Raw genomic sequence first — 23,209 nt, forward strand, 5'->3', positions numbered from 1 at the left:
AGCGAACGTAGTATCGATGGCAGGTGACCTGAGGGATCGCGCAGTTCCAGCGAGAGCCGGAGCCCATCTGTCAAACGCTTCTACCAACGTCGAGTGATGAAGGGTTGCCCTCGTCGTCGGATCTTCACTAGAGTACGCAGCATCTCGCTCAGCAGATCGAGCGCGTTGCGGTACGATTCATCGAGGAAAACCCTAAAGTAGAGCGACATGAGGGCGTAGTCGGCGAAGCCACTATCTCCCATTAGCGGCGTTTTCGACTCGATTACCAACAACCAACCTGACCGCTTTGCCCGTGAAGCAGGAGACCTTCGACATGACCACTAGATAATCCTCCGCTTCAACTCCTTCGAACCACCGAATAAATCCGACACTGTCTGGTGATTCACCAGAAACCTTTGGTGAGACACCCATGTGGTTGGTGATATTCTGTCAAACCTTACTTTCTCTACAAGCAGACGATTAGCAATGAGGTAGGTAACAAGAACTATACAGGATAACGACGCAGTAGCCAACATGAAAGCAGTCGTTCTAGCCGGTGGTGAGGGGACCCGACTCCGCCCACTAACTGAAGACAAACCGAAGGGGATGGTCGAGGTCAACGATAAACCAATACTCACCCATTGTTTCGAACAACTCGCCGAACTGGGTGCTGACGAACTCGTTGTCGTCGTCGGCTACATGAAAGAGCGAATTATCGAACACTACGGGGACGAGTTCCAGGATCTCCCGATTACGTACGCACACCAGCGAGAGCAGAACGGGCTCGCACACGCGCTGTTAACCGTCGAAGAGCACATCGACGACGACTTCATGCTGATGCTCGGCGACAACATCTTCAACGCCAATCTCTCAGACGTCGTCAACCGCCAGCAGGAACAGCGGGCTGACGCGGCTTTCCTCGTCGAAGAAGTCCCGTGGGAGAAGGCAAGCCGGTACGGGGTCTGTGACACGAACAAGTACGGCGAGATCACCGACGTCGTCGAGAAGCCGGACGACCCGCCGTCCAACTTAGTGATGACGGGCTTCTACACGTTCACGCCCGAAATCTTCCACGCGTGTCACCTCGTTCAGCCATCGAACCGCAACGAGTACGAGATTAGTGAGGCAATCGACCTGCTCATCCACAGTGGACGTACAATCGACGCAATCAGGCTTGATGGCTGGCGGCTCGACATCGGCTACCCCGAAGACCGCGACGAAGCTGAAGAGCGACTGAGCGGCGAAGTCGCTGAAGCACAGTAAGCGAAGCCAGTTTTTCTCTGCCTCGTCGCATCCGTCTCTCCGTTTTCTCCGAGTATTTGATATGACCTGCGTGGGACACACGTAGTAATGCAACTCTCTGTTATCGGGAGCGGCTACGTCGGAACGACAATCGCCGCGTGTTTCGCAGATCTTGGTCACACCGTCGTCAACGTCGATATCGACACCGAAATCGTTGATGCGATCAACCGCGGCGAACCACCGATTCACGAGGACGGCCTCCCCGAACTCGTCGCGGCGCATGCAGGCGAAGACGGCACGGGTCGACTGCGGGCGACCACGGACTACACCGATGTCCTCGAAACCGACGTTACGTTCCTCTGCCTCCCAACCCCACAGCAAGCCGATGGGGAAATCGACCTCTCGATAATGGAGGCCGGGGCGAAACAACTCGGTGAGACACTCGCGCAGAAACCCGACTGGCACACAGTCGTTGTGAAAAGTACCGTCGTCCCAGGGACGACTGAGGAAGTCATCACGCCGCTTCTCGAAGAGGCGAGCGGCAAAGCCGAAGGCGAACAACTGGGAATCGGAATGAATCCTGAGTTCCTCCGCGAAGGAACCGCCGTTCACGACTTCCGTCACCCCGAGAAGGTCGCCCTCGGTGCGGACAACGACCGAACGCTCGAGGACATGCACGAGGTGTTTGCACCGCTCATTGCTGAAGCCGACCCCCACATCGTCGAGACGAACAGCCGGACAGCAGAGATGATCAAGTACGCCAATAACGGCTTCTTGGCGACGAAGGTCTCGCTCATCAACGACATCGGAAACATCTGCAAGGAGTTCGGCGTTGACGCCTACGAAGTTGCAGATGCGATCGGGCTCGATGACCGGATTGGGGAACAGTTCCTCCGAAGCGGACTTGGCTGGGGTGGCAGCTGTTTCCCCAAAGACACCAACGCAATCATTCACGCAGCCAAACAGCAGGGTTACTCGCCCGCCGTTCTCGAAGCCGCGGTTGAAGTGAACGACAACCAGCCCGAACGACTGTTGTCCTTACTTGACCAGCATGTCGATGTGGCCGATCAGAAGGTGGCCGTTCTCGGATTGGCGTTCAAGCCCGGAACGGACGACATTCGGAACTCGCGCGCAATCTCGGTGATTGAGGGCCTCAAGGATCGCGGGGCTTCGATCACGGCGTACGACCCTGTCGCGGCAGCTAACATGCGCGAACGGTTCCCTGAGATCGAGTATGCAGACTCCGCTGTCGATGCGCTTGTTGATGCCTCTGCGTGTGTCGTGTGTACTGACTGGGACGAGTTCGCGGTGTTAGACGAAGAATTCGACCAGATGGAACAGCCTGTCGTCGTGGACGGCAGACACGTTATCGATGCGTCGGGCGACCTCACGTATGAAGGCCTGACTTGGTAGGGGACGTGACTCGAAGGTAGAGTGCCCCAACCGAAAGGGCATTTACCCGCGGTGAAGATGACACGAATAATGGATGTGGCGTTTGTCAGCAATGTGATATTTCCGTTCGTGACTGGTGGCGCAGAAAAGCGTATCCACGAAATCGCCACCCGACTCTCACAGCGAGGCCACGACGTAACCATCTACGGCCGCCACTTCTGGGACGGCCCGAAGGAGACCACCCACGAGGGCGTCACCCTCCGTGCAGTCGCCCCCGAAACAGAACTCTACACCGACGACCGTCGCTCGATTACCGAAGCGCTCGATTTCGCCGCCCGTCTCGCCTACCCACTCGCCAAACGACTCCACAAGGAAAACCACGACCTCGTCGTCGCCTCCGTCTTTCCGTACTTCCCTGTGCTCTCTTCGAAGCTCGCCGCCCTCGGGACCGACGTGCCCGTTGTCACGACCTGGCACGAAGTGTGGGGCGACTACTGGGACGACTACCTCGGCGTGCTCGCCCCGTTCGGTAAGTTCACCGAACACCTCACCGTCAGAGTTCCCCAACACCCAATCGCCGTCTCTGGTATCACCGCCGACCGCCTCGCCGATATTGGCCGAGACAGAGACACGATCGAGGTCGTCCCGAACGGCATCGACGTCGACCAGATTCGTAACGCCCCGCTCCCCGATGACGGCGACTCGTTCGACGTGCTGTTCGCCGGGCGACTCATCGCCGACAAGAACGTCTCTATCCTCCTCGATGCCTTCGACCGCGTGGCCGACGACTACGACGACGTGACGTTGGGCGTCGTTGGCGACGGCCCAGAGGCCGACCGGCTCGAACAACAGGCGAGTGAGTTGGACCACGCCGACCGCGTGAGCATGCTTGGATTCCTCGACGAGTACGAGGACGTATTGGGCCAGATGCGCGCCGCGGACGTGTTCGCCTCACCAAGTACGAGAGAAGGATTTGGCATCACCTACGCCGAAGCGATGGCCGCCGACTGCACGGTCATCGGCGTTCAACACCCCGAATCGGCGGCGAGTGAGGTCATCGGTGACGCGGGCTATCTCGCTGAGCCGACTGTCGATTCGGTCGCCGAGTCGTTAGACCGAGCACTCGCGGGGAAGACACCGCCGACCGAGCCGACGAAACGCGCTGAGCAGTACGACTGGGACAGCGTCGCTGACCAGGCCGAAGCGGCGTATCGTCGGGCAGTTAACGGTAGTTGGTAGCTGTCGAGGTGAACCGGGAGCCACACCACAGTCGTGAACACTTATGCGCCAACCTCCAAACTGAACACCAATGACCCAACACCTGCGTCGACGTGTCCTCGGCATCCTCGCCTTACTGGGGTGTCTGTTCGGACTCATGGTCTGGTTTGGGTCACTCGCACCTGCACCAGGGGTGGGCGCATATCCCGGTTCCGAAGAGTTGGGCACAGACTACGATGCATGGGTCGGCGACCAGGTGAGTCTCACGGGAATGGTCACCGAGACTGACCCGCTCACGATCAGCGCTGAGTATGGGGCCGACGAACAGGTCCGTCTTCGCGTTACCGATGCCGCTGTCGATGCGCAGCAGGGTGACAGTCTCTCAGTATACGGCGTCGTCGAACCAGATCTGACGGTTCGTTCGTTGAACGCCTACACCGTCCCGCCGGGGAACTACCTGTACATGTACGCAGTTTCGTTCCTCGCTGGCCTGTGGGTGCTTGGGAGAATTATCCGGTCGTGGCGTCTCGACGAGACGTGGTCGCTCGTGCCGCGGGAGACTCCACTCGGGATAGGTGACTTCACCACCCAATCTACGCAGTCGGAGGACCACGATGCCTGACCTGCTCTCACACGCCCTGCTCGCATACACGATTGCCACGGTCGCCTCGTGGCGCTACGAGTGGATCACGCGTCCGTACGTCACCGTCGCGATGGCTGGGGCGTTCATCCCCGACATGACCAAGGTCAGGTTACTGATTCCAAGCGCTCGAGTCGAACAATTGCTCGAGATATCGTTTGAGTGGGGTGGTCTTCATACCGCAGGCGCAGCCCTGTGTTCGGTCCTTATTGGTGTTCTTCTCGTCTCCGAGTCGGAGCGCAGCCGTGTGTTTGCGCTTCTCTCAGTCGGTGCTGCGTCGCACCTCATCGCGGACGCATTCCTATTGAAACCGACTGGGCTATCGTATCCACTCCTCTGGCCCTTTACTCGCATCCATCCGCCGACTCCTGGCTTGTACCTGAGTACGGACTTCGAACCGGCACTCGTCCTCGGGATAGTTGCACTCGTCGCCTACGGCGTTACCCGATTCAAGATAGATCAAGGGCGTTCGTAATTCACTCTCTCACTAGTTTACCAGGTGTCGCTGTCCGGCAGATGCTCAAGTACACCTAGGCGATGGTGAATCGACTCACTCTCACCGAATCACGAATCGGATGCCTGACACCCCTCGCAACGAGTGACAAAACCGACTGGCAAGCCTACGCTGTCAGCTGCCCTGACTAGAACGAGACACTACCAACCGAACCAACGAAACGCGCTGAACAGTACGATTGGGACAGCGTCGCCGACCAGGCCGAGGCGGCCTACGAGCGCGCTATCGACGGTCGGTGGTGAGGGTCAAGCATTCGTTTGAGGACACATAGTCATCCGAACACCAATCGAATATTGATAGCAAACCAGATTGTTCTCTGGGTTTAGCAGTCGGGTTTCTGTGTAGACACACTCTGAAAACGTAGTGAGGTTCCCAGTCGCACCGCTCGGAAGCGATTACTCACTACGTGTCCACTCGCATGTGTATATTTAAAAGCGATGACGGGGCCAACCCCTCCTGTGACGGGGATAATTCGCACCGTGAAAGTGAAGCTCGACGTGCCTACTGAGCGGTGCGATGATCTCCATCAAACCAAAGATCAATTTCTTCACTGCGCTAACAGAGCAGCTGACTGGGCGTGGAGATACCCTCACGACTACTGCGTGACTTCGTATCTGGAAGCACATGATGCGCTCTATCACTCACTCCGTGAGGAAACAGAGCTCGTCGCAAACCTCGTCCAGAAAGGAATCCGACGCGGTATTGAGGCTACCAAAGCCGGAGTCGAACGACTCAAGAATGGCGACAAGACGAGTCAACCACACTTCAAGGCGTGGAGCATTCTTTACGACAAGCGTTCTGCGACGTTCCACCGAGACCGCGTTTCACTTGCCACAGTTAACGGCCGGGTTGAGTGTGGCTATGTAATTCCGAGAGAACCGGATAGCACACCGATTGGGAACTACCTCTTGAACAAAGAGTTCGAGTTTCGCATGGCTACGTTGCAGTACGACAAGTCCACAGAGTCGTTCTACCTTCACGCGAGGATGATGCAGGCTATTGATGAAATTGACTCTAGCACACCACAGTCTACCGATGCCAAGCACCAAACAGTCCTTGGCGTTGATTTGAACGTAGACGGTTCTCTCGCTGTAACCTCAACAGGTGCGTTCATCGGGAACGCTGATGAGATGAACCACCGTCGTCGTGAGTTTGAAAAGACTCGTGGCTCAATGCAGCAGTCTGGAACGCGGTCGGCGCATCTAGCGATTCAGTCGATAAGTAACCGCGAACACCGCTGGATGCAAGACCAACTGCACCGCGCCTCGAATCTAATTCTCGAAGAAGCCGTCGCTCACGGCTGCACGCACATCGCATTTGAGAATCTAACAGATATTCGAACGCGAATGGGCGGCGTGAAGCGGTTTCATGCATGGGCGTTCCGTCGCCTGTACCAGTATGTTGCGTTCAAAACAGAGGTCCTGAATGTCGGAATTCGACAGGTTAACCCAGCATACACGAGTCAACGCTGTTCAAAGTGTGGATTCACACACAAGTCGAATCGGCGATCGAAACACCGGTTCGTGTGTCAGAAGTGTGAGTACGAACTGAATTCGGATTACAACGCGAGCAAGAATATCGCTCGCAAACTCGTGAAGCAACTCCACTCGGGGCAAACGACTTCGAGTGGAGGCGCACCCAGTCAGTGTGCGCTTGCGTCAGGGACGCTGAACCTGAACGGCGAGTACATCGCTTACTCCAGTACGGAGGCGGAAGGGGAGTCCACTGACAAGCCTATGAAGTGAGTTCTAGGCTACTGACACGAAATGTACTCTCACTCTCGTCGATTCACCTACTCAAGATACGGCTCACAAACCTTCTGCACACCCTCTTCGAACGAGATCTCGGGCACCCTCCCAGTCGCCTCGTGTATCTTCGAGTAGTCGGCTTTCGTGTCGTGGACGCACTTCTCGAAGGGATTCTCGACGTACTCGGGTTCGACGTCCGCCCCCAAGCACTTCGTTGATTATCTGTAGATGCCTGGGTGAAACGTGACTCCGCTGACCGACTAGGCCGAAGTGGCCTACCAACGTGCCATCGACGGACGTTGGTGACACGGTAAACCCTCAAGTCACCACCTGAGCCGACGATTCATCAGAGGATACACTCGAAACGGTACCCCCTGAATGCCTTCTCCTCACTAATACTCTCGCCTCGGTAGTGCTGGCCCTGTCTGTGCCGGAATGCAGTAACTGGGTGTCGAAACCAACCACTCAGCCAGGAACGTCAAGAGCGACGTCGTGACCGTAAAAACAAAGTACGTCCATGTGCTATGCTAGCATGGGTTGTAGAGGCAGCCCAGTACGTCCCACCAGCGGAACATCGGCTACACCCATCATTCTCCCATTGGGTAACCAAATAGTGGGCTTTCCCACTATTCTTCAGTCACCCCCGTCGACAGTCGTGTATCTCAATCCGCTCTGGCAGCCCCACCACTCCACAAGAAGGACACGCCACGAGTGTCGTCGGCAACTCCTGACAGGACTCCAACGCGGCGTGCAGGTGCGCCTGCACCTCTGGCTCAGTCGTCCGCGTCAGCGCTTGGGTAAGGTGCATCTGCAACTCTTCGTGGGCACTCATGCGCGGCGGGCCTCCTTCCGCTCGGTATCCACTCGGAGCCCGAGGTGTGCAAGCTGGCCCATCGAGGTCCACCCACGCTTCTGGGAGACGAACGACTTCCACTCGCGAAGCGGCCGGCCATCGAGTGGCTGGTAGTGATCGAGGGTCCGGCCATCAAAGACGACGACGGCGTCGGCAGGACGGAAGTAGTGGTGCGTGAAGCCCTCGGCGTCGATCCCAAGCGTGAACGAGCGCGCGAGGGCGTTAGTTAGGTGGTCGGCTAGCGATACGGTACGCTCTTGTGTCGCGGAGTTCGTAGTTGACATTGGTCTTCTAGGATCATTCGGAAGACCGGTCCCGCGTGTTCTAGCACGCGGGCATTCTCATGCCTCAGAGGGACCTGTCTTCCTTACCAATTGCTACGTAGCAATTGGACATAAACCTTCCCACTTGCCACCTAGCAATAGGGTTATCAGCTGTGAATGAAACAGACCTACATGGACCGCGAACGAGATGACCAAGGGCGATACTCGACACAGATCACCCCAGAAAGGATACTCACAGTTCTGTCCGAGGCAGACACACCAGTATTGACTGCAAAACAAGTTGCAGAAGCGCTCGGATGCTCTAGTGAGGCAGCCCGGCAGAAGCTACAGGCCCTGCACGAAGCTGGCGACGTAGAAAAAATGAGCGTTGGTGCCCGTGCAGTCGTGTGGTGGAAAGCGGACTAGCTAGTCCTCGAGTTCCTCTAACGCTACTTCACCCTGTAAGTACCGTTGGCCAACCTCAGAGATCTCGTAATAGCCACCACTACCGACTTCGCTCACTAATCCGTGTTTCTCGAGTTCACTCAATCGAAGACGAACGGTCGAGTATCCAATCTCGTGTCCATGCCGATTGAGATTTCGATAGAGCGGCTTGGGTGGGAGTTCCAGATTATGCTCCGCAAGAAACTCAAGTAGTAGCCCATCCTTCAGAGACATCCATTCTGGGCGTGGTCGCATTTTCTCTAGCAGATTGTTCTGTTACAATAGTACGGCCGATGAGCGCTCAGCTTGGCATATTTGAGATGTAATAATAGCAGAAATATGCTAAGCATTATGGTACCCTAGCGTCTATTCGCGGATAACAATCGCTCTTGGGCTCTTGTCCTTGTAGAAAGGACCCGTGCTGAAGACACGGACCCCAGGCGGTTGGTTGGACCAAACCGCATGTCTCCGAACACACCACCCACGCAAAAAGGTCTCGTCGCACAGCCACGCCGCACGGAGGGCCACGAATGACCAAGCCCTCCATCGAAGACCTTGCCGCCCGGATCGACGAACTCGAAGACCGCGTCGACGAACTCGAAGCTGACACCGAACAACTCGAAGCGACTGTCGACGCCCAAGCAGAGACAATCGCGTCCCAACGCGACCAACTCGCCCACTACGAAACCCGAACCCAAGAACTCGAAGCCGAACTCGACGCCGCAACGGACCACCGCAAGCATCTCCAACAGCGACTCTACGCTGTGGAATCCGAAGACACCCCCAACGACGAGCCCAACACACAGCTCTCGCCACTCCAACAACTCATCCGACTTCCCTCGAAGGCGCTGTCGAACCTCACCGCCAATCAAGAGCGCGCTCGCTTCATCGCCAAGGACATCAAAGAGTACGCCACGAACGTCCCTGCGGGCTTCGCACTCGACTCGAGTACGATTCGCACCGTCCTCCACGCAAAAGAAGGCCGAACGCCACACACCCAAACCGTCAGTCGCGTCATGGACTTCCTCGATGACCTCGGGAAAGCGGGCGTGAAGATCGTGAAACGTCGCGGGACCAAACGCGTCATCTTCTCCGAACGCGCTGTCGCGGAACTCGCGGAGACACCAACGGCCTCGGGGAAGAGTAGCATCACGGACGTTGTGATGGGGTGGCGCTAGCGAGCGTGTGATCAACCGTCGATAGTCGACCGCACGCCGCCACGCTGTCGACACCCACCGCGGAGACAGCCCCCACAGCTAGCAGCAGCACCCGAGAAAGCCTCCCTGTGAACAAGGGTAGTGTGAGTGAATGAAACGAGTTCGAGGCTCCGACCCAACTGAGACAGATCACAACGAGTGTGATGAGCAGCGAAGGTGGCCATCCTGCCGTAATACCCAACTATGCGCCGCGAGTGGACTCGCTCACGATGTCGGTCGAATCGTACGGTCCCACTCGTCCCGACCCGCTGACTCGATTTATGGCCGCCTGCCAGGGCGCTGGGATTGCCTCCATCGCATCTCCAACGGTCGGGAGCGCGTCGATCCTCGTCGTGAGTGCCGTCACCCACTGGACACCGAGTGAGCTACTGGGTGGGAATGCGCAAGCACTGTTGTTGCTGTTCGTGTGTGCAATTGCGGTCGGCTTCATCGCAGGGTCGTACTGGCCGGTGGTCGATGGTCTCCCACAGAAACGCGAACACGAGCTGTACTGGGTTCGAAAGCGGTTCACCATGTGTCTCTTTGCCGGCCTCGGGTGTTATGGCGTGTTCTCGCTCATGTTCGTCGTGACGGTCACAGATCTCCTACAGAATATGGTTGGCCTTGGTGCGGCGATTCTCGTGTGTACCTATCTGTATGCGTACTCCGCGGACCGACGCGGGGTGAGAAAGTAGGCCGAGTGCGTAGCCGAAGTCACGCGTCAAGACGCCATAGTCTGTGAAGTACCACAGGGACAAGCCCGAGGCACTCTGCGTTGATACATAGTGCGAGCGCATACCCGCGTGTTTTCTGTAGACGTATTGCTTAGGGATGAACGAGGTCGACTGACCAAATCGGATATACTCATTCCCACTCTTTGTAGGAGTATAGCCATGGTTGACTCGGAAGACGACCCCAAAGAAATTCTCGCCCGCATGGAGCAACTTATTGAGGAAGTGTCTTCAAAGCGAGAAGAGACGACGCCGCGTATCGAAAAGGCCGACCCAATTGCCCAGAAGCACAGAGATGCGGTTCGAAAGGGAGCGGAGAAACACTGCGATAAGTGACGCTGGTGGACCCTATGCTCGGGTAGCGATTGACCAAGGGGAGAATACTGTGTTGACGATTGATGATCTGAGGTCGTTCTCTCACCCGACGAATTTACCGAACTGAACCGGTTTCTTGGAAACTGACTCCCAGATGAACCGTCTTTGACCACCTCAAAAATCAAACGCAAACCACCCCAGCCGAACCACCGAGCCCCTTCGTCAGTCGAGATACGGCTCACAAACCCGCTCGACACCCTCCTCGAACGAAACCTCGGGCTCCCACCCAGTCGCCTCGTGTATCTTCGAGTAGTCGGCTTTCGTGTCGTGGACGTACACCTCGAAGGGATTCTCGACGTACTCAGGCTCCACATCTGTCCCGAGTACCTCGTTGATCATCTCGACCATCTCGTTGAACGAGTAGCTCTCGGCAGTCCCGAGGTTGTAGATGCCCTGGAGTCGCTCCTCTGCGGCGAGTTCGATCCCCCGAACGATATCGTCCACATGGGTGAAGTCACGCGTTTGCGACCCATCACCGAACAGTTCCGGCGATTCGCCATTCGCGATTTTGTCGGTGAACTGCGCGACCGTATTCGCGAACTCGCCTTTGTGTTCCTCCGCGCCACCGAAGCCCTGGTACACCGAGAAAAAGCGCATCCCAGCCAGTTGCATGTCGTAGTGATGGTGGAAGTACTCCGCGTAGCGCTCACGGCCGAGTTTCGACGCTTCGTATCCCGTCCGCGACTCCACGGGCATGTCTTCCGGCGAGGGTTCCGTCCGCGAGCCATAAATCGACGACGTGGTCGCGTACACGACCGTGTCGCAGCCGTCCTTTCGGGCCTGCTCGACCGTGTTGACGAAGCCTTCGATGTTCACACGAGCGCCCTTCGTCGGGTTTTCTTCGTGCATCTTGTACGACGACAGCGCCGCCAGGTGAAACACCACGTCGACACCCTCGGTCGGGAGGTCGTCGTCGAGGACCGTCATGTCGTGGAACTCCACGTCATCATCCAGATTCTCAGGCGTCCCGAGATAGAGGTCGTCGATTGCGATGACGTCGTTGTCTTCCGCAAGATGATTTGCAAGATTCGAGCCGATAAATCCGGCACCGCCAGTAACGAGGACTCGTTTGCCGTCCATACGTGGTTGCTTTCGTCAAGTGACAAGAACCTATCGCGAGAGTGTCCATTCACCAGACGAGAGACGGCTACGGTTCATCTGCGGGAATCAACCGAATCTAGTTAGCCCTCCAACACATATTTTCAATCCCCTCGACTAACTCACTGCTATGCCCTCCTACACCCGCCGGAACGCCCTCCGTGCGTGCGGCATTGCCGCGCTCAGTTCACTCGCTGGGTGTTCGGCCCTCCAAACGGACGATTCGAACGCGGAACAACCATCGTACGAGCGGCTCGACGTGACGCCGGTGTACGTCGCCGAAGAAGTCGACCTTGCGATGCCTGCAGCCATCGAGACGGTGAACGCACCCCACAACGCCGACCTGCTCGTCCTCCCCGATAATACAACCACCGACGCCACACAGGCGGTTGAATGGCTGACCGACGACCGAGTGCTTGCCCTCCTCGGCGAGCATGCTGAAGCAACGTGGCTGTCGTGGGTGCGGAGCGACGCGTTCAGGGACGTGTTCGACACGCAGGGATACTCCGAGAGCGAACCAAGCCCAACACTCGTCGTCGGTGCGAAAATCGGCCTCAATACGACGACGTCTCGGTACTCGTGGGGCGATGCACCGGCAAATCGCGACGTTCTCGAAGCACTCGACGAGTCGCTCGTTGCGATTGAAAAGCGGACGCCGACAGGATGACCGAGCGTCAGCTGCACTGAGCCGGGTCCCTCGCTGCGCTACCGCGGTCAGGTTCGAGGTTCGTCGTAGAAATTCACAGAGAGCCTGAAAAACCCGGTATAGGTGACTGTGTATTCGATATAGCGTTTGTCATGGACCGCCGCTGTTCTGTGGGCTAACACGTCGGCTAGCGTCAAAGTCACCTGTTCGCCGGCTGTCGATGTGACTCGAATCCCGTATCGTGCGTTCTCGTCCATCCACGGTGCTTCAATCACCGTGGAGGAGTCGCCGTCGTCAGCGCCGAGTGCACTGAGCGAAACCTGCGTTTCGTATATCGGGTCAGTTCCATCCAGTACCTCAACTGTGAACTCGATTGCTTCGTTGACGGCGTTGTCTGTGAAGATCCCGTCGAGTTGGTATGTGACGAACGGTTCTTCGACCTTCTCGAGAGTGCTACACCCGGAAAGAGCTGGGATTCCGACTGCGGAAGCAGCCCCAAGGAAGGCACGGCGGTTCATAGTGTCCGATCATGTCTACTGGCTGTGAACTTTTCTATCGTCTGGACCAAGCCGCGACCTGTCTGCAGCACCACTCCAACAAAATCAGCACCAACGTCGACGAGCTCACGCATACTGACCCCCACACCTCGCACCGAGTGACATCGTGCCGAATACAGGCGTCTCCCATCGAACGAGTATCCATGCACAAACTCCCGGATCACCACCCGAAACCCCAATTGCAGACCTTAGCCGACCGATAATAATGCGGTAACACTGACCACTCCCACGCGGATGCGACGATTACTTGCGACAGTCGCCGTCGTGACGGCCCTCGTAGTGGCGTCGACGGCGGCTCCCACAATTGGGACGGCACAGATGTCTCGCTCACAGTCGATCACCGAGTGTACCACCATCACTGAACCCGGTGTCTACACGCTCGGGACTGACATCACGAACGCCACCGCCAGTCCCTGTCTCGACATCGAATCGAGTGATGTCGTCGTCGACGGGAACGGTCACACCCTGACCGGTGACGGCGACGGTGTCGCGGTCAACGCGAACCAGACCGAAAACCGGACTGCAGACGGCCACGCGAACGTCACCGTCCGCGACCTCACCGTCGACTCCTGGGGGACCGGCCTCAACTTCGTCTTCGCGCCGAACGCGACGGCGACTGACCTCACGGTGACCGAGACAGCCATCGGCGTCCAGGTTGGCTCGCTCGACACCCGGCCGGGATACGAGACGGCCTCGGACGGAGCGATGGTCAGGAACTCGACCTTCGAGCACGTCGAGAGCGCGGTCCGCACAGCGGGGTCGAACCGAATCGAAGTCGTCGATAACGCGATCACGACCTACGAGACGGTTGGGATCCGCCTCGATACCGTCAACGATGCCATCGTCAGCGGGAACGACGTGGTCGCGACCGCCGAGCCGGGAGACGCGATTCAGGTCCGCACCTCAGATCCCACGGTGAACGACGGCAGTTCCGACAACGTCGTCGCGTCGAACCGCATCGTCAACGGGGCGATCACCGTCGAACACGCGTCCGATGACGTCACGAACACCCACCTCGTCGACAACGAGGTCGTGAACGGCTCGATTGCGGTCGGGTTGGCGCGCGGCGTCCCGACCCAGACGCGCGTCGCGAATAACACGCTCACCCACAGCGACATCACCGTCTCGTTCGCGTCGGCCGTGACTATCGAAGACAACGTCCTCACCAACCCCGGTACGGGGCCACGCGGGAGCATCGTCCTCCGAAACGCCGGGGCGAACACCGTCCGGAACAACACGATTTCCGGGGCGGAAACCGGGGTCGTCATGAGCCAACTCGCGACGGACAACACCATCACAGCAAACACGGTTACCGACACTGACGTCGGCGTGTCGCTTCGGGCGGACTCGTACAACAACACCATCGAGGGGAACACGCTTGCAGACAACGCAATCGGCGTCGAGGTCTCCTTCGTCGACTCGACTGATGACCGCGCGAACGACATTCGCGGGAACGATATCATGAACAACACAGACGGCATCTTCGTCAGGGCGCTCGACCGCAACCTCGTCGTCGAGGGCAACGACATCCAGCACAACGAACACGGCATCACCCTTCAGGCGTCGGCAGTCTGTTCGCCCACGGCCGAGGGTGCTGCATTCGTCGCCGTCCACGACAACCGCATCGCCAACAACACCGCGTACGGCGTGTTGAATCAGAACGCCGACGTGGTGAATGCGACGTCGAACTACTGGGGCGCGAGCAACGGGCCCTCGAGCGCCGCGGACGTGGACGCACCGTTCGCGGACCCGGAAACGGGAACACTCGCGGACGGCAGCGGTGCAGCCGTCTCCGAAGACCCGAACAGTGCGGGCCACTCGAACGTCCACTTCGACGCGTGGCTCCAGCAGGCTCCCGAGGACGTGGGTGCGGGGAACCAATCAGCAGCGTAACGAACCGCCCCACTGCGTCCCCGCTACCGGGCCGCCACCGCACGCCAGTCCCCGACCCCGCGGCGTTGTGACAAGCTGTTTGCCCGCGCTGTTGCGCCAGATCTGAAACTCAAGTCTGAGTGGGAAGACAGAAACAACGGATGCTACTCAGATATACAAGTACCCACAAAATAATATTGGCGGGCCACATAGCACCGGTCATGACCGACGAGACGCCGACGCCCCCGGACGTGAACCTCACCGAGGAGTGGGAACGCACCGTTACACAGCGGACTGTGAAAGACCGTGTGTACGAGGCGGCCACGACGCTCACCACACCAACGACTGTCGCGGATATCGCGGCTCGCGCTGATTGCACAAAAGAGGGTGCTCGCCCCCACCTGGAGTGGTTCGTCGATCTCGGCGTCCTCGAGAAGGTCGCTGACAACCCTGCATTGTTCGTTCGGAACGAGGCGTACTTCGAGTTTCGCCGGGTCACCGAACTGATTCGCGAGTTCGAGACGTCCGCGGCGGTCGCTGAGGCGATTGACGAGTATCGAACCCGCGAGCGCGAACTCGCAGCGCACTTCGACGAACCGTCACCGGACGCGGTCGCGTACGCTGGGATTGCTGCTCGCGACGACGACGTGGCAGAGCGCCTGCGTGAGTGGCGAACGGTCACCCGTCGGCTCCGAGAACTTCGAGAGGCAAAACTCCGACTCGACTCCGATGGTGGTCACAGCGCTGCATCGCCGTTCCCCTAGCGATGGGTCGGCGTGATGACCTCAACGAAGAACGAATGCGGCTGCTTGGCTCTCGTCTCGCAGCGATGGTTGAGTCGGTCCACTATTTCCCCCTCGAAAAACCAGACCGTGTTGTTGCATCGTTCGAGGAGACGTACTATCCAGACGTGGTTGACGCTGCGGCGCTTGAACTTCGACTGCGGTTGAATGGCGAGTTCAATCTACTCTACCGCGAACGATGGGCGGGTGACCGCTGGGTCTGTCGATGGGACCGTCATCCGAATACACACAACACGGACGACCACTTCCACGTCCCACCACGTCCCAGCGAAACGACCGCACTTGACGCGGAATACCCTGCCGACATGAACGACGTACTCCGACTCGTCTTCGAGACGATCGAAGCGCGAGTTAACGAGGTATGGGCGGAGACGACAGCACCGGTATACCCCACCGAATATGAATTTGAACGACAGTACGAGCTGCCGTACCTCACAAACCCGTAAGCAACAATTTCGACGTACCAACGTACTCCAGAACGACAACTCAGATTTGACTGAAGAGACGTGGTCAGTCCACTATTCAAATTACCTTACCGGCGATGTGATACGTGTGGTGTGACCATACAGCGAACTCCTTCTTCACCGTGGGTTTGAGTCTGCCACTAGGGTAGTCTGTCATGCCACGGATGGTTGGTCACAACAGATATGTCCGTGGAACGATTGGCTTGGGGAAGTGCTCTCGAATAAAGACCGAGTCGAGTTGCACCAACAGTACCTCGACGGAGAACTGGACGAAGGCGTTGCAAAGGTTCTCATTGGCGATCTACTCGAGGATATTGAGCGTGAGCGCGAGGCAGTCGAGAAGGCAGAGTCGCTCGGTACCGATGGCGTCTTCCAGAACAAGGACACTCGCTCAAAATTTGACTAAGTAGTCCAGATCGAGCCACTATCCAAATTACCTTAAAACCAATATGATTAAGCCGACACAAATACTGTCTTAGTCAAAATGAGGACGCGAAACCTTCCACCAGACGCACCCGGTCGTTATCTCGAGTCCCATCCAAACCCCTACTACATTCCGGACAAGTTACCGCTGTCGTCGAAAATCGAGATGGACGACGAGCTTGCATCGTCGGTTGCGGATGCGATGTTCCAACTCGGACGGATCGATGGTATCAGTCCCACCGTCGACTTCTCCCCGGTTCTGTACACCTCGCTGCTCCGACTCGAGGCAGTCGAAACAGCCGAAATCGAAGGCGCAGATGTCGATGTCGACGAGGTGTACGCGTATCACACGCGCAGTCGGTCCCAAGAGACAGTCGACGTCAGTCGCGACCTCCAAGAAGTACTCAACGCCGAACGAGCACTCAACGAGGGATTCGACGCGATGAGAGATGGCGAATCGATTACGCTCAGTCTGCTACAGTCGCTCCACGAGACACTCCTCGAAGGCGTTCGGAACGAGGGGGACGTCGTCGGTACATGGCGGGAAAGCGACGTCCACATCCCGTCACCACGTGGCAGCCAGCCACCGTTTGTGCCACCGCCACACGGCAACGTGCCTGAGCTGATGGACTCGCTCGAAGCCTACATCCAGATGGGAGGTCAGCACCACCCCCTCATCGACCTCGCTATCGCACACTACCAGTTCGAGACGATTCACCCCTGTTCTGATGGGAACGGCAGACTCGGACGGATCCTCATCGTCCTCCAACTGCACGACGCGGGGTATCTCTCGGACCCCTATCTCTACCCGAGTGCCTACTTCAATCGGAACAAACAGGCGTACGTCGAGAAGATGCGCGCAGTCAGCGAAGCGGGGAACTGGCGTGACTGGATTCTGTTCTTCCTCGACGGAATCGAAGCCCAGGCGAGAGACTCCTACGAGCGGACGTTCGAACTCATCGAGCTTCGCCGGGACTACGAGACGCGCTATCCGCACTCGAAAACGAGCCACAAACTCGCCCGGAGTCTGTTCGACCTTCCGTACTTCACCGCGAACGAGGTCCAATCGCGCTTCGACGTCAGCCGACAGACGGCGTACAATGCAATCAAGGAACTGGAAGCAGACGGTCTCATCGTCGAAACAACCGGGAAACAGCGCAACCAGGAGTACAAAGCAGTCGACGTCTTCGATATCCTCGAACGCCCGACGGTGTGAGGGCCTCCACACGACTGCAGTCGTGGGCTCTCCTCGAATCGCTGTTCCCCCACTCACCGAGACGAGTTCGCGAGAAACCGCTTGGCTGCCGACCGGAGTTTCGAGGAGTCAAGTCCGGCAAATGGAGTGTCTTCCTCTAAGGTATCGAGGACTGCGTCAACAGGCTCGGAGAACGCAAATTGCAGATAGACGCCGCGTTTGAACCCACCACTCGTGCGATTGCTTTCGAGGACACCATACGTGCCTGCTTTGTTGAGGTGGCTGTTGACGGTCTCTTGGGTGTAGATATCTCGCGACGAGCGGTTACAGAGCATCTGATAAATGCTGTAGACTGCTGGACTCGGTGCAACGCCGCCGTTGACGTCCGCGACAATCGCTGCGGCGTACAGAGACAGCTTCTTTTGGACGGTCATTCCGTCGACGATCTCGAGGACGCGATTCTTCAACACAGAGTCGTTAGCACGGTGGACGTGCTCGGCGGTGACGACCGAATCGCCGTTTTGATTCGCAAGCTCACCTGCGTCTCGAAGCAGGTCGATTGAACGACGTGCGTCACCCTCGTTTTTCGCACCATAGGCAGCAACGAGTTCGATCACGCCCTCGTCGAGTGCGTTTTCTTTGAAGGCGTCACGTCGCCGATTGAGGATCTCAATGAGTTCGTCTGCGTCGTATTGACCTCCTCCCGCGCCTAAAGACGCGGGAATCCCACCACGGGATTTCAGGCTGGTCGTAGCCCTATGGTTTCAAGACGCATACGTCCCAAGCGTCTCTTGCTTGGTAGCATCGGCTTGGGTGTCTTGTGAGGCGGTCAAACGCCCCCCATCCTCAGCCGAGTCATCGCCATCCGTGTGTTCTCTTGAATGGCTCTCTCCACTGAGGTAGCGGTCTGCGATATTTATCGCACCGTTCACGTCCGCTTGGTACTCGCCCATCCAGCAAGCGTCGTTCGTACACTTGAACGTCGCCTGTCGCGGTCGGTATCCTACTTCACCGCAGGCATGGCACTCCTTTGAGGTGTTGCGCGGGTTCACCGTCTCGACGGGGATGCCCTTCTCGACGGCCTTGTAGCGTATCTGCGCGTGGAGTTTGGCGAATCCCCATCCGTGGAGACGCCGGTTCATGAAGTCGTCGTAGTCCATCGACTCCCGTATGTTCGTCAGGTCTTCCAGAACAAGAACAGGATTCTCGACGGACTCGGCGTACTCCACGACTTTGCGGGTGACGCGGTGGAACACGTCGTCGATCTGTCTCCACACGTCATTCCCGAAGGACTCCGCGATACGTTCGCTCCCGCGCGTCTGGAGTCGGCGCTTGGCGGTGAAGTAGGTCTTACGGTGACGACGAACGGTCTTGCCCTCGTCGGCCCACAGTTCGGGCGCGGTCGGAGAACCGTGGTCGTCGCGGTGACACACCGTGACGAGTGACGCTTCCCCGATGTCCACTCCGATGGGCGTCCGTTCTTCTGCGGACACCTCGGAGCGTTCCTCCACGTCGCGGGTGGCGGTGACGTGGAGATACCACGTTCCGTCCCGCTCGAACAGCCGACTCTCGCCCATCGTGGCGTCCCCCGCGTTTAACGCTTCCAGCCAGCCCCGCTGTTCGGGATTCGGTTGTGCTGGCATCCAGAGGTGGTAGTCCTCGTGGTGCGGGATTTTGACGTACCACTCGATAGCGTTCTCGGGCTTGTGGTCGAACCGTAGCCCCTCGTTGGTGAAGCGCACAGGGTGGTCGTCGTGAAGTTCGCCCGCGTTGTACGTCGTTGTGAGTTGCGGGACGTACTTCTTGAGCGCGTTCTTCGCGTACCCGCTCAGGTCGTAGTTGACCACCACGTCGTTCGCTTCGGTCTGCGTGGTACATCGGGCGTCGAAGGCGTCTTGAAGGGCGTGTTTGTACGCTTCTCTCGTCTCTCGGAGTTTCCTCCGCTTGTGGGCGTTCGGGTCCACAAGTTTGAGTTCCAGAGTTTTCGTGAGTTCGGTCACGAGTCGCCCTCCTTGTGCTGTTGAATGTAGTTCTCGACAGTCTCACTTGAAACATGCCCGGCGGTCCCTGCGTAGTATCCTCGCGTCCATCCGATTTTCTCGCCGTCGTGGTCGGCGTATCGGTGGTTGTACTTGCGCGAGGAGATACCCTTGAACCAGTTGGCGAGTAGCGCCGGTTCGTTCTTGGGTGGGCTACTGACGAACAGGTGAACGTGGTCCGGCTGTACGGTGAGGTCGAGTATTTCGACGCCTTTGTCGTCGGCTATTTCGTGGAGGATAGTTCTCACACGGTCTGCAACCTCATTGACGAGTACCGATTGACGGTACTTCGGCAACCACACTATGTGGTAGTTGAGGTTGTAAGTCGCGTGCCGTGTGGTCTTCATCCGTGTTGCACACTATGGTCCGTCGGCGTGTTAATACTACCGATAGTACGGTGGGAAATCCAGCCGTGGAGTCGTTTGGTGAGTGTGTAGGGTATTGTCCGCTTGACCCCCGCCTAAAGACGGGGGTATGCGCTCGTATCTTTATCACTGATCACTAGAACTTGGTGAAAACCTCGTGTGTCGCCACACTACCAGAACAATGGTTGGGTCGATGCGCAACACACCCCTCGCTTCCGGAGCAAACTCACACAGATACAAGGGCAAGCCCACGGCTTCAGTTGTGGGTCGATGACCGGAGCCACCAGTCTCTAACTCCGCCACTCTACCGCATCGACAACTCCGCGCCCAGCCTCGTCTCGAGCGCCACGCCGATTGCGATGCCCACTACAAGCGTGTCCAGCACCAAGCCGAGTGCGACGCCGAACCCGACCCCAATCGCCGCTGGGTCAATGCCCCCGTTCGTTCTGTCGATAACCGCAGCAGCGCTGCGTTCGTCCCAAACGGTGGAGACGGAACCAGCCTTTTGTGTTAGCACACCACTAGTACTGGTAGCAGGAAATTCGTTAGTGACACGTACTGAGAGATCCCCTTCCCTGTCCGGTGAGGAAGCACGAAGCCAGCTCTATTCGCTCTTGCATCGCAGTATTCCCAGCAAGAAGGCCATCGATGAGGTAATCGAGATTGGAGCGAACTATCTCGGCGTCAACCATGGCCACATCACCGAAATCGATGAAGACGAAAACCGGTGGGAAGTGATTGGATCAACGGATGCTCCCGAAGGTCCGTATCCTGCCGGCCTCACGTCGAAGCTGAGTGATTCATACTGCCGGCGCACAATTCACCAGTCGACGCCGCTTGCATTACACGATGCCGGCAACCAAGGCAGAGCAGACGACCACGCGTACCAACTCCACCAGCTAGATACGTATCTGGGGATACGCATCCAAGTGTTCGGTGAGCCGTACGGGACGGTCTGTTTCGTTGGATCGGAGCCGCGGGAGAACCCGTTCTCCGAGGCCGAACAAATCTTCATCGAGTTAGCCGGTGAGGTCCTGCAGAAACGACTCGAAGGTGCCCATCACGAGAAGGATCTCACCAATCGAGACCGCCTAATTTCAGTACTCAACCGCATCCTGCGCCACAATCTCCGGAACGACTTGAATGTGGTTCAGGGAACTGCACAGCTGTTAGAAGAGCGAACGTCCGGAGAGACGGCGCAGTTAGCCTCGACCATCGATTCGACGACCGCCGAACTGCTTTCAGTTGCCGAGAAAGCTCGAGAATTGGAAAAGCTGACGCGATCCGTCCCAGTCGCACGGCCGATAGATATCGTCCCGAAAGTGGAGGACGCGGTACGCGATGTCCGTGAGAGACACCACTCAGTGGACATCTCGCTTAGTGTACCCGACCGAGCGATGTCGTTCGCAGACTCACAACTATCTGATGCGGTCTCAGAGCTTCTCACGAACGCGGCCAAACACGCTGGAGAAGATCCGACGATCGCTGTGGAGGTCAATCGCGGGACAGATCGAACGACGATAGAGGTTAGTGACGATGGGCCGGGACTACCGTCAGGTGAACGCCGAGTACTGACTGGGGCTACTGAGACCGCACTCGACCACGGAAGTGGTATCGGACTCGTCCTTGTGTATTGGATACTCACCAACCTCGATGGTGAGATCGAGGTACCACCGACCTCGTCCGGAACGACGGTCGAACTCCAGCTTCAGCAGGCGGCGTCGATCGCTCCTGAATGAACCATGTCAGCGCTCCGGCGCGCGTTCAAGTCGGATCGTGAATACCGTTCCCTTTGGCTCGTTGTCAGCTGCCGATATCTCTCCCCCGTAGATGTCGACGAGCGTGCCCACTAGATACAGCCCAAGCCCCGTTCCATCGCTGTTGAGACCCTTCGTCTCTTGCTCGAAAATCCGGTCTCGCTGTTCGTCCGGTATCCCCGGGCCGTTGTCCGCAATGGTCACGATAACCGACTCATCTTGAACGACGGTGTCGATCGTGATTTTTGGCGCGCTCTCGTCGTTGTGTTGGACCGCATTGCTCAAGAGATTTCCAATAAGCGATGACAACATCGCGTTCGCCCGGACGTCGACACTCGACTGTTCGCTTCGGATCTGAACCTCGGCGTCGTCGAAGGTCTGGCGGACTCGCTCGGCTTCGTCCTCAATAACACGGACTACGTCGACTGGCTGTAACTCGACAGTCGTCCCCTCCTCACCGAGTACGGTCATCAGGTCACGGACGTCCTCCGTGAGCCCGGTCGTGTGTCGGCTGGCCCGTTGTATCCGGGCAAGTATGTCTCTGTTTTCGGGAGACAGTTCGTCCCGAAGTACGTCGGCCCACCCTTGGATGACGCTCATGTCGTTACGGATGTCGTGACGGACAATGCGGTTGAGGAGCGACAGTTGTTCGTTCCGCTCACGGAGGTTCTGTTCGACTGTCTTCCGGCGGGTGATGTTGATGACGACTCCGGTGACTTTCCTCGGGCTTCCATCGTCACGTCGCTCAGTAATTCCGCCGACGTCGTGGAACCAGCGGTACTCGCCGGACGCGGTTTGAATCCGATACTCGGTGTCGTATCTTTCAGCTCGGCCCTCGAGATGATCCCGCATTGCATCCATCGCCCCCTCGTGGTCGTCGGGATGGACGAGTTCCGTGAAGTCCTCGTAGTGGTCGAACTCCGCGGGTGAGTATCCGAGCATGTCTGCCTTGTTCTCGTGGAAGGTAACCGCCCCCGTCTCGACATCCATCTCCCACCAAGCCAGATCACCCGCGAACATCGCGCCATCCAAGCGGCGTCGATACTGTTCGAGGTTCTGTATGTACTGATCTGGCTCGGGCTCGCCCGAGTGCTCCTCGCTCGACTGGCGGCCCTCAGTCATTGTTGGTTCATAACTGTTGACTCACTCAGATATATGTTCGGCCGATCCAATAGCGGCCGAAACCGATCTTCGAGCGCGGCGACGTCGTCTAACGAGATCGGCGTTCGTGGCAGCGCACTGGAAACACCGGAGACAACCCGCTCGACCAACCGAAGGTCTCACAGCCCTACAACTGCCACACTACGCGAACCACTGCGCACACTCTGTGGTGTCCCACAACTTTACATATACAAAACGTATCAACAACCGGTGAGGTCGGGACAGCCGGCTCAC

General features: G+C 57.8%; 25 protein-coding genes and 3 pseudogenes. 17 read left to right on the forward strand and 11 right to left on the reverse strand.

The genetic code is table 11. The features are described 5' to 3' along the window. Positions 1–3: 3 nt before the first annotated feature. A pseudogene (locus ATB1_RS23550) lies at positions 4–315 on the reverse strand (IS5/IS1182 family transposase); the annotation flags it as partial. A 198-nt stretch (positions 316–513) separates the two neighbouring features. Here ATB1_RS23550 and aglF point away from each other — a divergent pair. The 6 genes from aglF (at position 514) to ATB1_RS17130 (ending at position 6,730) form a co-directional block, all read left to right on the forward strand. Beyond that, positions 514–1,242 carry a UTP--glucose-1-phosphate uridylyltransferase AglF gene (gene aglF / locus ATB1_RS17105; RefSeq protein ID WP_042665856.1) on the forward strand — a complete coding sequence of 243 codons (729 nt, stop codon included), beginning with the start codon at positions 514–516 and terminating at the stop codon, positions 1,240–1,242. A gap of 87 nt (positions 1,243–1,329) precedes the next feature. Continuing rightward, positions 1,330–2,634 (forward strand): UDP-glucose 6-dehydrogenase AglM, encoded by a 1,305-nt coding sequence (gene aglM, locus ATB1_RS17110; protein WP_042665857.1) that lies wholly within the window; start codon positions 1,330–1,332, stop codon positions 2,632–2,634. Between the two features lie 69 nt (positions 2,635–2,703). Then, a complete protein-coding gene (locus tag ATB1_RS17115; protein WP_042665858.1) occupies positions 2,704–3,852 on the forward strand; it encodes a glycosyltransferase family 4 protein in 1,149 nt (382 codons plus the stop codon). Between the two features lie 70 nt (positions 3,853–3,922). Next, positions 3,923–4,453 carry a hypothetical protein gene (locus tag ATB1_RS17120; protein ID WP_241768324.1) on the forward strand — a complete coding sequence of 177 codons (531 nt, stop codon included), beginning with the start codon at positions 3,923–3,925 and terminating at the stop codon, positions 4,451–4,453. Beyond that, positions 4,446–4,946: a metal-dependent hydrolase gene (locus tag ATB1_RS17125; protein ID WP_042665859.1), complete on the forward strand. Its 501-nt coding sequence runs from the start codon at positions 4,446–4,448 to the stop codon at positions 4,944–4,946. The genes ATB1_RS17120 and ATB1_RS17125 overlap by 8 nt, the downstream gene beginning before the upstream one ends. A 497-nt stretch (positions 4,947–5,443) precedes the next feature. Further along, positions 5,444–6,730, forward strand: a complete 1,287-nt coding sequence (locus ATB1_RS17130) for an RNA-guided endonuclease TnpB family protein (RefSeq protein ID WP_128081498.1) — start codon at positions 5,444–5,446, stop codon at positions 6,728–6,730. A 47-nt stretch (positions 6,731–6,777) separates the two neighbouring features. On the opposite strand, the pseudogene ATB1_RS21810 reads toward ATB1_RS17130, so the two are convergent. Both ATB1_RS21810 and ATB1_RS17140 read right to left on the reverse strand, forming a co-directional pair. Further along, a pseudogene (locus tag ATB1_RS21810) lies at positions 6,778–6,955 on the reverse strand (nucleoside-diphosphate sugar epimerase); the annotation flags it as partial. A gap of 606 nt (positions 6,956–7,561) precedes the next feature. Further along, positions 7,562–7,870 (reverse strand): hypothetical protein, encoded by a 309-nt coding sequence (locus ATB1_RS17140; RefSeq protein WP_042665862.1) that lies wholly within the window; start codon positions 7,868–7,870, stop codon positions 7,562–7,564. A gap of 171 nt (positions 7,871–8,041) precedes the next feature. On the opposite strand from ATB1_RS17140, the gene ATB1_RS21135 reads away from it, so the two are divergent. After that, a complete protein-coding gene (locus ATB1_RS21135; protein WP_082256475.1) occupies positions 8,042–8,275 on the forward strand; it encodes an HTH domain-containing protein in 234 nt (77 codons plus the stop codon). Here ATB1_RS21135 and ATB1_RS21140 read toward each other — a convergent pair whose 3' ends face one another. Next, the gene (locus tag ATB1_RS21140) at positions 8,276–8,527 is read right to left on the reverse strand and encodes a winged-helix domain-containing protein (protein ID WP_082256470.1); all 252 of its coding nucleotides are present in this window, start codon (positions 8,525–8,527) and stop codon (positions 8,276–8,278) included. A gap of 296 nt (positions 8,528–8,823) precedes the next feature. On the opposite strand from ATB1_RS21140, the gene ATB1_RS17145 reads away from it, so the two are divergent. The 3 genes from ATB1_RS17145 (at position 8,824) to ATB1_RS22120 (ending at position 10,556) form a co-directional block, all read left to right on the forward strand. Then, positions 8,824–9,471: a hypothetical protein gene (locus ATB1_RS17145; protein ID WP_042665864.1), complete on the forward strand. Its 648-nt coding sequence runs from the start codon at positions 8,824–8,826 to the stop codon at positions 9,469–9,471. 248 nt (positions 9,472–9,719) lie between these two features. Beyond that, a complete protein-coding gene (locus ATB1_RS17150; RefSeq protein WP_241768325.1) occupies positions 9,720–10,184 on the forward strand; it encodes a hypothetical protein in 465 nt (154 codons plus the stop codon). A 198-nt stretch (positions 10,185–10,382) separates the two neighbouring features. After that, on the forward strand, positions 10,383–10,556 hold the full coding sequence (locus tag ATB1_RS22120) for a transcriptional regulator (RefSeq protein ID WP_157837764.1): 174 nt from the start codon (positions 10,383–10,385) through the stop codon (positions 10,554–10,556). A 201-nt stretch (positions 10,557–10,757) separates the two neighbouring features. Here ATB1_RS22120 and ATB1_RS17160 read toward each other — a convergent pair whose 3' ends face one another. Then, complete coding sequence (locus ATB1_RS17160) at positions 10,758–11,675, reverse strand: NAD-dependent epimerase/dehydratase family protein (RefSeq protein ID WP_042665866.1); 918 nt, start codon at positions 11,673–11,675, stop codon at positions 10,758–10,760. Positions 11,676–11,823: 148 nt separating this feature from the next. On the opposite strand from ATB1_RS17160, the gene ATB1_RS17165 reads away from it, so the two are divergent. Beyond that, positions 11,824–12,360 carry a hypothetical protein gene (locus ATB1_RS17165; protein WP_042665868.1) on the forward strand — a complete coding sequence of 179 codons (537 nt, stop codon included), beginning with the start codon at positions 11,824–11,826 and terminating at the stop codon, positions 12,358–12,360. 47 nt (positions 12,361–12,407) lie between these two features. On the opposite strand, the gene ATB1_RS17170 is transcribed toward ATB1_RS17165, so the two are convergent. Continuing rightward, positions 12,408–12,857 (reverse strand): hypothetical protein, encoded by a 450-nt coding sequence (locus tag ATB1_RS17170; RefSeq protein WP_042665870.1) that lies wholly within the window; start codon positions 12,855–12,857, stop codon positions 12,408–12,410. Positions 12,858–13,214: 357 nt separating this feature from the next. On the opposite strand from ATB1_RS17170, the gene ATB1_RS17175 reads away from it, so the two are divergent. The 5 genes from ATB1_RS17175 to ATB1_RS17195 all read left to right on the forward strand — a co-directional run bounded on the left by ATB1_RS17175 (position 13,215) and on the right by ATB1_RS17195 (position 17,674). Then, the gene (locus ATB1_RS17175) at positions 13,215–14,789 is read left to right on the forward strand and encodes a NosD domain-containing protein (protein WP_052368096.1); all 1,575 of its coding nucleotides are present in this window, start codon (positions 13,215–13,217) and stop codon (positions 14,787–14,789) included. A 200-nt stretch (positions 14,790–14,989) separates the two neighbouring features. Next, positions 14,990–15,532, forward strand: coding sequence for a hypothetical protein (locus ATB1_RS17180; protein WP_241768326.1), 543 nt, complete (start codon positions 14,990–14,992; stop codon positions 15,530–15,532). Positions 15,533–15,534: 2 nt separating this feature from the next. After that, positions 15,535–16,017 (forward strand): hypothetical protein, encoded by a 483-nt coding sequence (locus ATB1_RS17185; RefSeq protein WP_042665874.1) that lies wholly within the window; start codon positions 15,535–15,537, stop codon positions 16,015–16,017. 229 nt (positions 16,018–16,246) lie between these two features. After that, entirely contained in the window at positions 16,247–16,441 is a 195-nt protein-coding gene (locus ATB1_RS17190) for a hypothetical protein (RefSeq protein WP_241768243.1), read from the forward strand. A 78-nt stretch (positions 16,442–16,519) separates the two neighbouring features. After that, on the forward strand, positions 16,520–17,674 hold the full coding sequence (locus ATB1_RS17195; protein WP_042665876.1) for a Fic family protein: 1,155 nt from the start codon (positions 16,520–16,522) through the stop codon (positions 17,672–17,674). 53 nt (positions 17,675–17,727) lie between these two features. Here ATB1_RS17195 and ATB1_RS17200 read toward each other — a convergent pair. The 4 genes and pseudogenes from ATB1_RS17200 to ATB1_RS22125 form a co-directional block, all read right to left on the reverse strand. After that, positions 17,728–18,345: pseudogene (locus tag ATB1_RS17200) on the reverse strand (Cdc6/Cdc18 family protein); the annotation flags it as partial. A 72-nt stretch (positions 18,346–18,417) separates the two neighbouring features. Continuing rightward, the gene (locus tag ATB1_RS17205; RefSeq protein ID WP_042665878.1) at positions 18,418–19,653 is read right to left on the reverse strand and encodes an RNA-guided endonuclease TnpB family protein; all 1,236 of its coding nucleotides are present in this window, start codon (positions 19,651–19,653) and stop codon (positions 18,418–18,420) included. Next, positions 19,650–20,039 carry an IS200/IS605 family transposase gene (gene tnpA, locus ATB1_RS17210; RefSeq protein ID WP_042665883.1) on the reverse strand — a complete coding sequence of 130 codons (390 nt, stop codon included), beginning with the start codon at positions 20,037–20,039 and terminating at the stop codon, positions 19,650–19,652. Before tnpA ends, ATB1_RS17205 begins: the two co-directional genes overlap by 4 nt. A gap of 322 nt (positions 20,040–20,361) precedes the next feature. Further along, positions 20,362–20,574 carry a hypothetical protein gene (locus ATB1_RS22125; protein WP_042665886.1) on the reverse strand — a complete coding sequence of 71 codons (213 nt, stop codon included), beginning with the start codon at positions 20,572–20,574 and terminating at the stop codon, positions 20,362–20,364. Positions 20,575–20,605: 31 nt separating this feature from the next. Here ATB1_RS22125 and ATB1_RS19980 point away from each other — a divergent pair, with 31 nt between their 5' ends. Further along, positions 20,606–21,796 (forward strand): GAF domain-containing sensor histidine kinase, encoded by a 1,191-nt coding sequence (locus ATB1_RS19980; RefSeq protein WP_198526138.1) that lies wholly within the window; start codon positions 20,606–20,608, stop codon positions 21,794–21,796. A gap of 6 nt (positions 21,797–21,802) precedes the next feature. Here the strand turns inward: ATB1_RS19980 and ATB1_RS17225 are convergent, their stop codons facing one another. After that, positions 21,803–22,936, reverse strand: a complete 1,134-nt coding sequence (locus tag ATB1_RS17225) for a PAS domain-containing sensor histidine kinase (RefSeq protein ID WP_052368099.1) — start codon at positions 22,934–22,936, stop codon at positions 21,803–21,805. Positions 22,937–23,209 lie beyond the last annotated feature (273 nt).

Source organism: Haloferax sp. ATB1, assembly GCF_000730175.1.

What these genes read in the sequence shown, in the direction of transcription:
- aglF (WP_042665856.1), top strand. Translation starts at nt 514, where the DNA reads ATGAAAGCAGTCGTTCTAGCCGGTGGTGAGGGGACCCGACTCCGCCCA.
- aglM (WP_042665857.1), top strand. Translation starts at nt 1,330, where the DNA reads ATGCAACTCTCTGTTATCGGGAGCGGCTACGTCGGAACGACAATCGCC.
- ATB1_RS17115 (WP_042665858.1), top strand. Translation starts at nt 2,704, where the DNA reads ATGGATGTGGCGTTTGTCAGCAATGTGATATTTCCGTTCGTGACTGGT.
- ATB1_RS17120 (WP_241768324.1), top strand. Translation starts at nt 3,923, where the DNA reads ATGACCCAACACCTGCGTCGACGTGTCCTCGGCATCCTCGCCTTACTG.
- ATB1_RS17125 (WP_042665859.1), top strand. Translation starts at nt 4,446, where the DNA reads ATGCCTGACCTGCTCTCACACGCCCTGCTCGCATACACGATTGCCACG.
- ATB1_RS17140 (WP_042665862.1), bottom strand. Translation starts at nt 7,870, where the DNA reads ATGTCAACTACGAACTCCGCGACACAAGAGCGTACCGTATCGCTAGCC.
- ATB1_RS21135 (WP_082256475.1), top strand. Translation starts at nt 8,042, where the DNA reads ATGGACCGCGAACGAGATGACCAAGGGCGATACTCGACACAGATCACC.
- ATB1_RS21140 (WP_082256470.1), bottom strand. Translation starts at nt 8,527, where the DNA reads ATGTCTCTGAAGGATGGGCTACTACTTGAGTTTCTTGCGGAGCATAAT.
- ATB1_RS17145 (WP_042665864.1), top strand. Translation starts at nt 8,824, where the DNA reads ATGACCAAGCCCTCCATCGAAGACCTTGCCGCCCGGATCGACGAACTC.
- ATB1_RS17150 (WP_241768325.1), top strand. Translation starts at nt 9,720, where the DNA reads ATGTCGGTCGAATCGTACGGTCCCACTCGTCCCGACCCGCTGACTCGA.
- ATB1_RS22120 (WP_157837764.1), top strand. Translation starts at nt 10,383, where the DNA reads ATGGTTGACTCGGAAGACGACCCCAAAGAAATTCTCGCCCGCATGGAG.
- ATB1_RS17160 (WP_042665866.1), bottom strand. Translation starts at nt 11,675, where the DNA reads ATGGACGGCAAACGAGTCCTCGTTACTGGCGGTGCCGGATTTATCGGC.
- ATB1_RS17165 (WP_042665868.1), top strand. Translation starts at nt 11,824, where the DNA reads ATGCCCTCCTACACCCGCCGGAACGCCCTCCGTGCGTGCGGCATTGCC.
- ATB1_RS17170 (WP_042665870.1), bottom strand. Translation starts at nt 12,857, where the DNA reads ATGAACCGCCGTGCCTTCCTTGGGGCTGCTTCCGCAGTCGGAATCCCA.
- ATB1_RS17175 (WP_052368096.1), top strand. Translation starts at nt 13,215, where the DNA reads ATGTCTCGCTCACAGTCGATCACCGAGTGTACCACCATCACTGAACCC.
- ATB1_RS17180 (WP_241768326.1), top strand. Translation starts at nt 14,990, where the DNA reads ATGACCGACGAGACGCCGACGCCCCCGGACGTGAACCTCACCGAGGAG.
- ATB1_RS17185 (WP_042665874.1), top strand. Translation starts at nt 15,535, where the DNA reads ATGGGTCGGCGTGATGACCTCAACGAAGAACGAATGCGGCTGCTTGGC.
- ATB1_RS17195 (WP_042665876.1), top strand. Translation starts at nt 16,520, where the DNA reads ATGAGGACGCGAAACCTTCCACCAGACGCACCCGGTCGTTATCTCGAG.
- tnpA (WP_042665883.1), bottom strand. Translation starts at nt 20,039, where the DNA reads ATGAAGACCACACGGCACGCGACTTACAACCTCAACTACCACATAGTG.
- ATB1_RS17225 (WP_052368099.1), bottom strand. Translation starts at nt 22,936, where the DNA reads ATGACTGAGGGCCGCCAGTCGAGCGAGGAGCACTCGGGCGAGCCCGAG.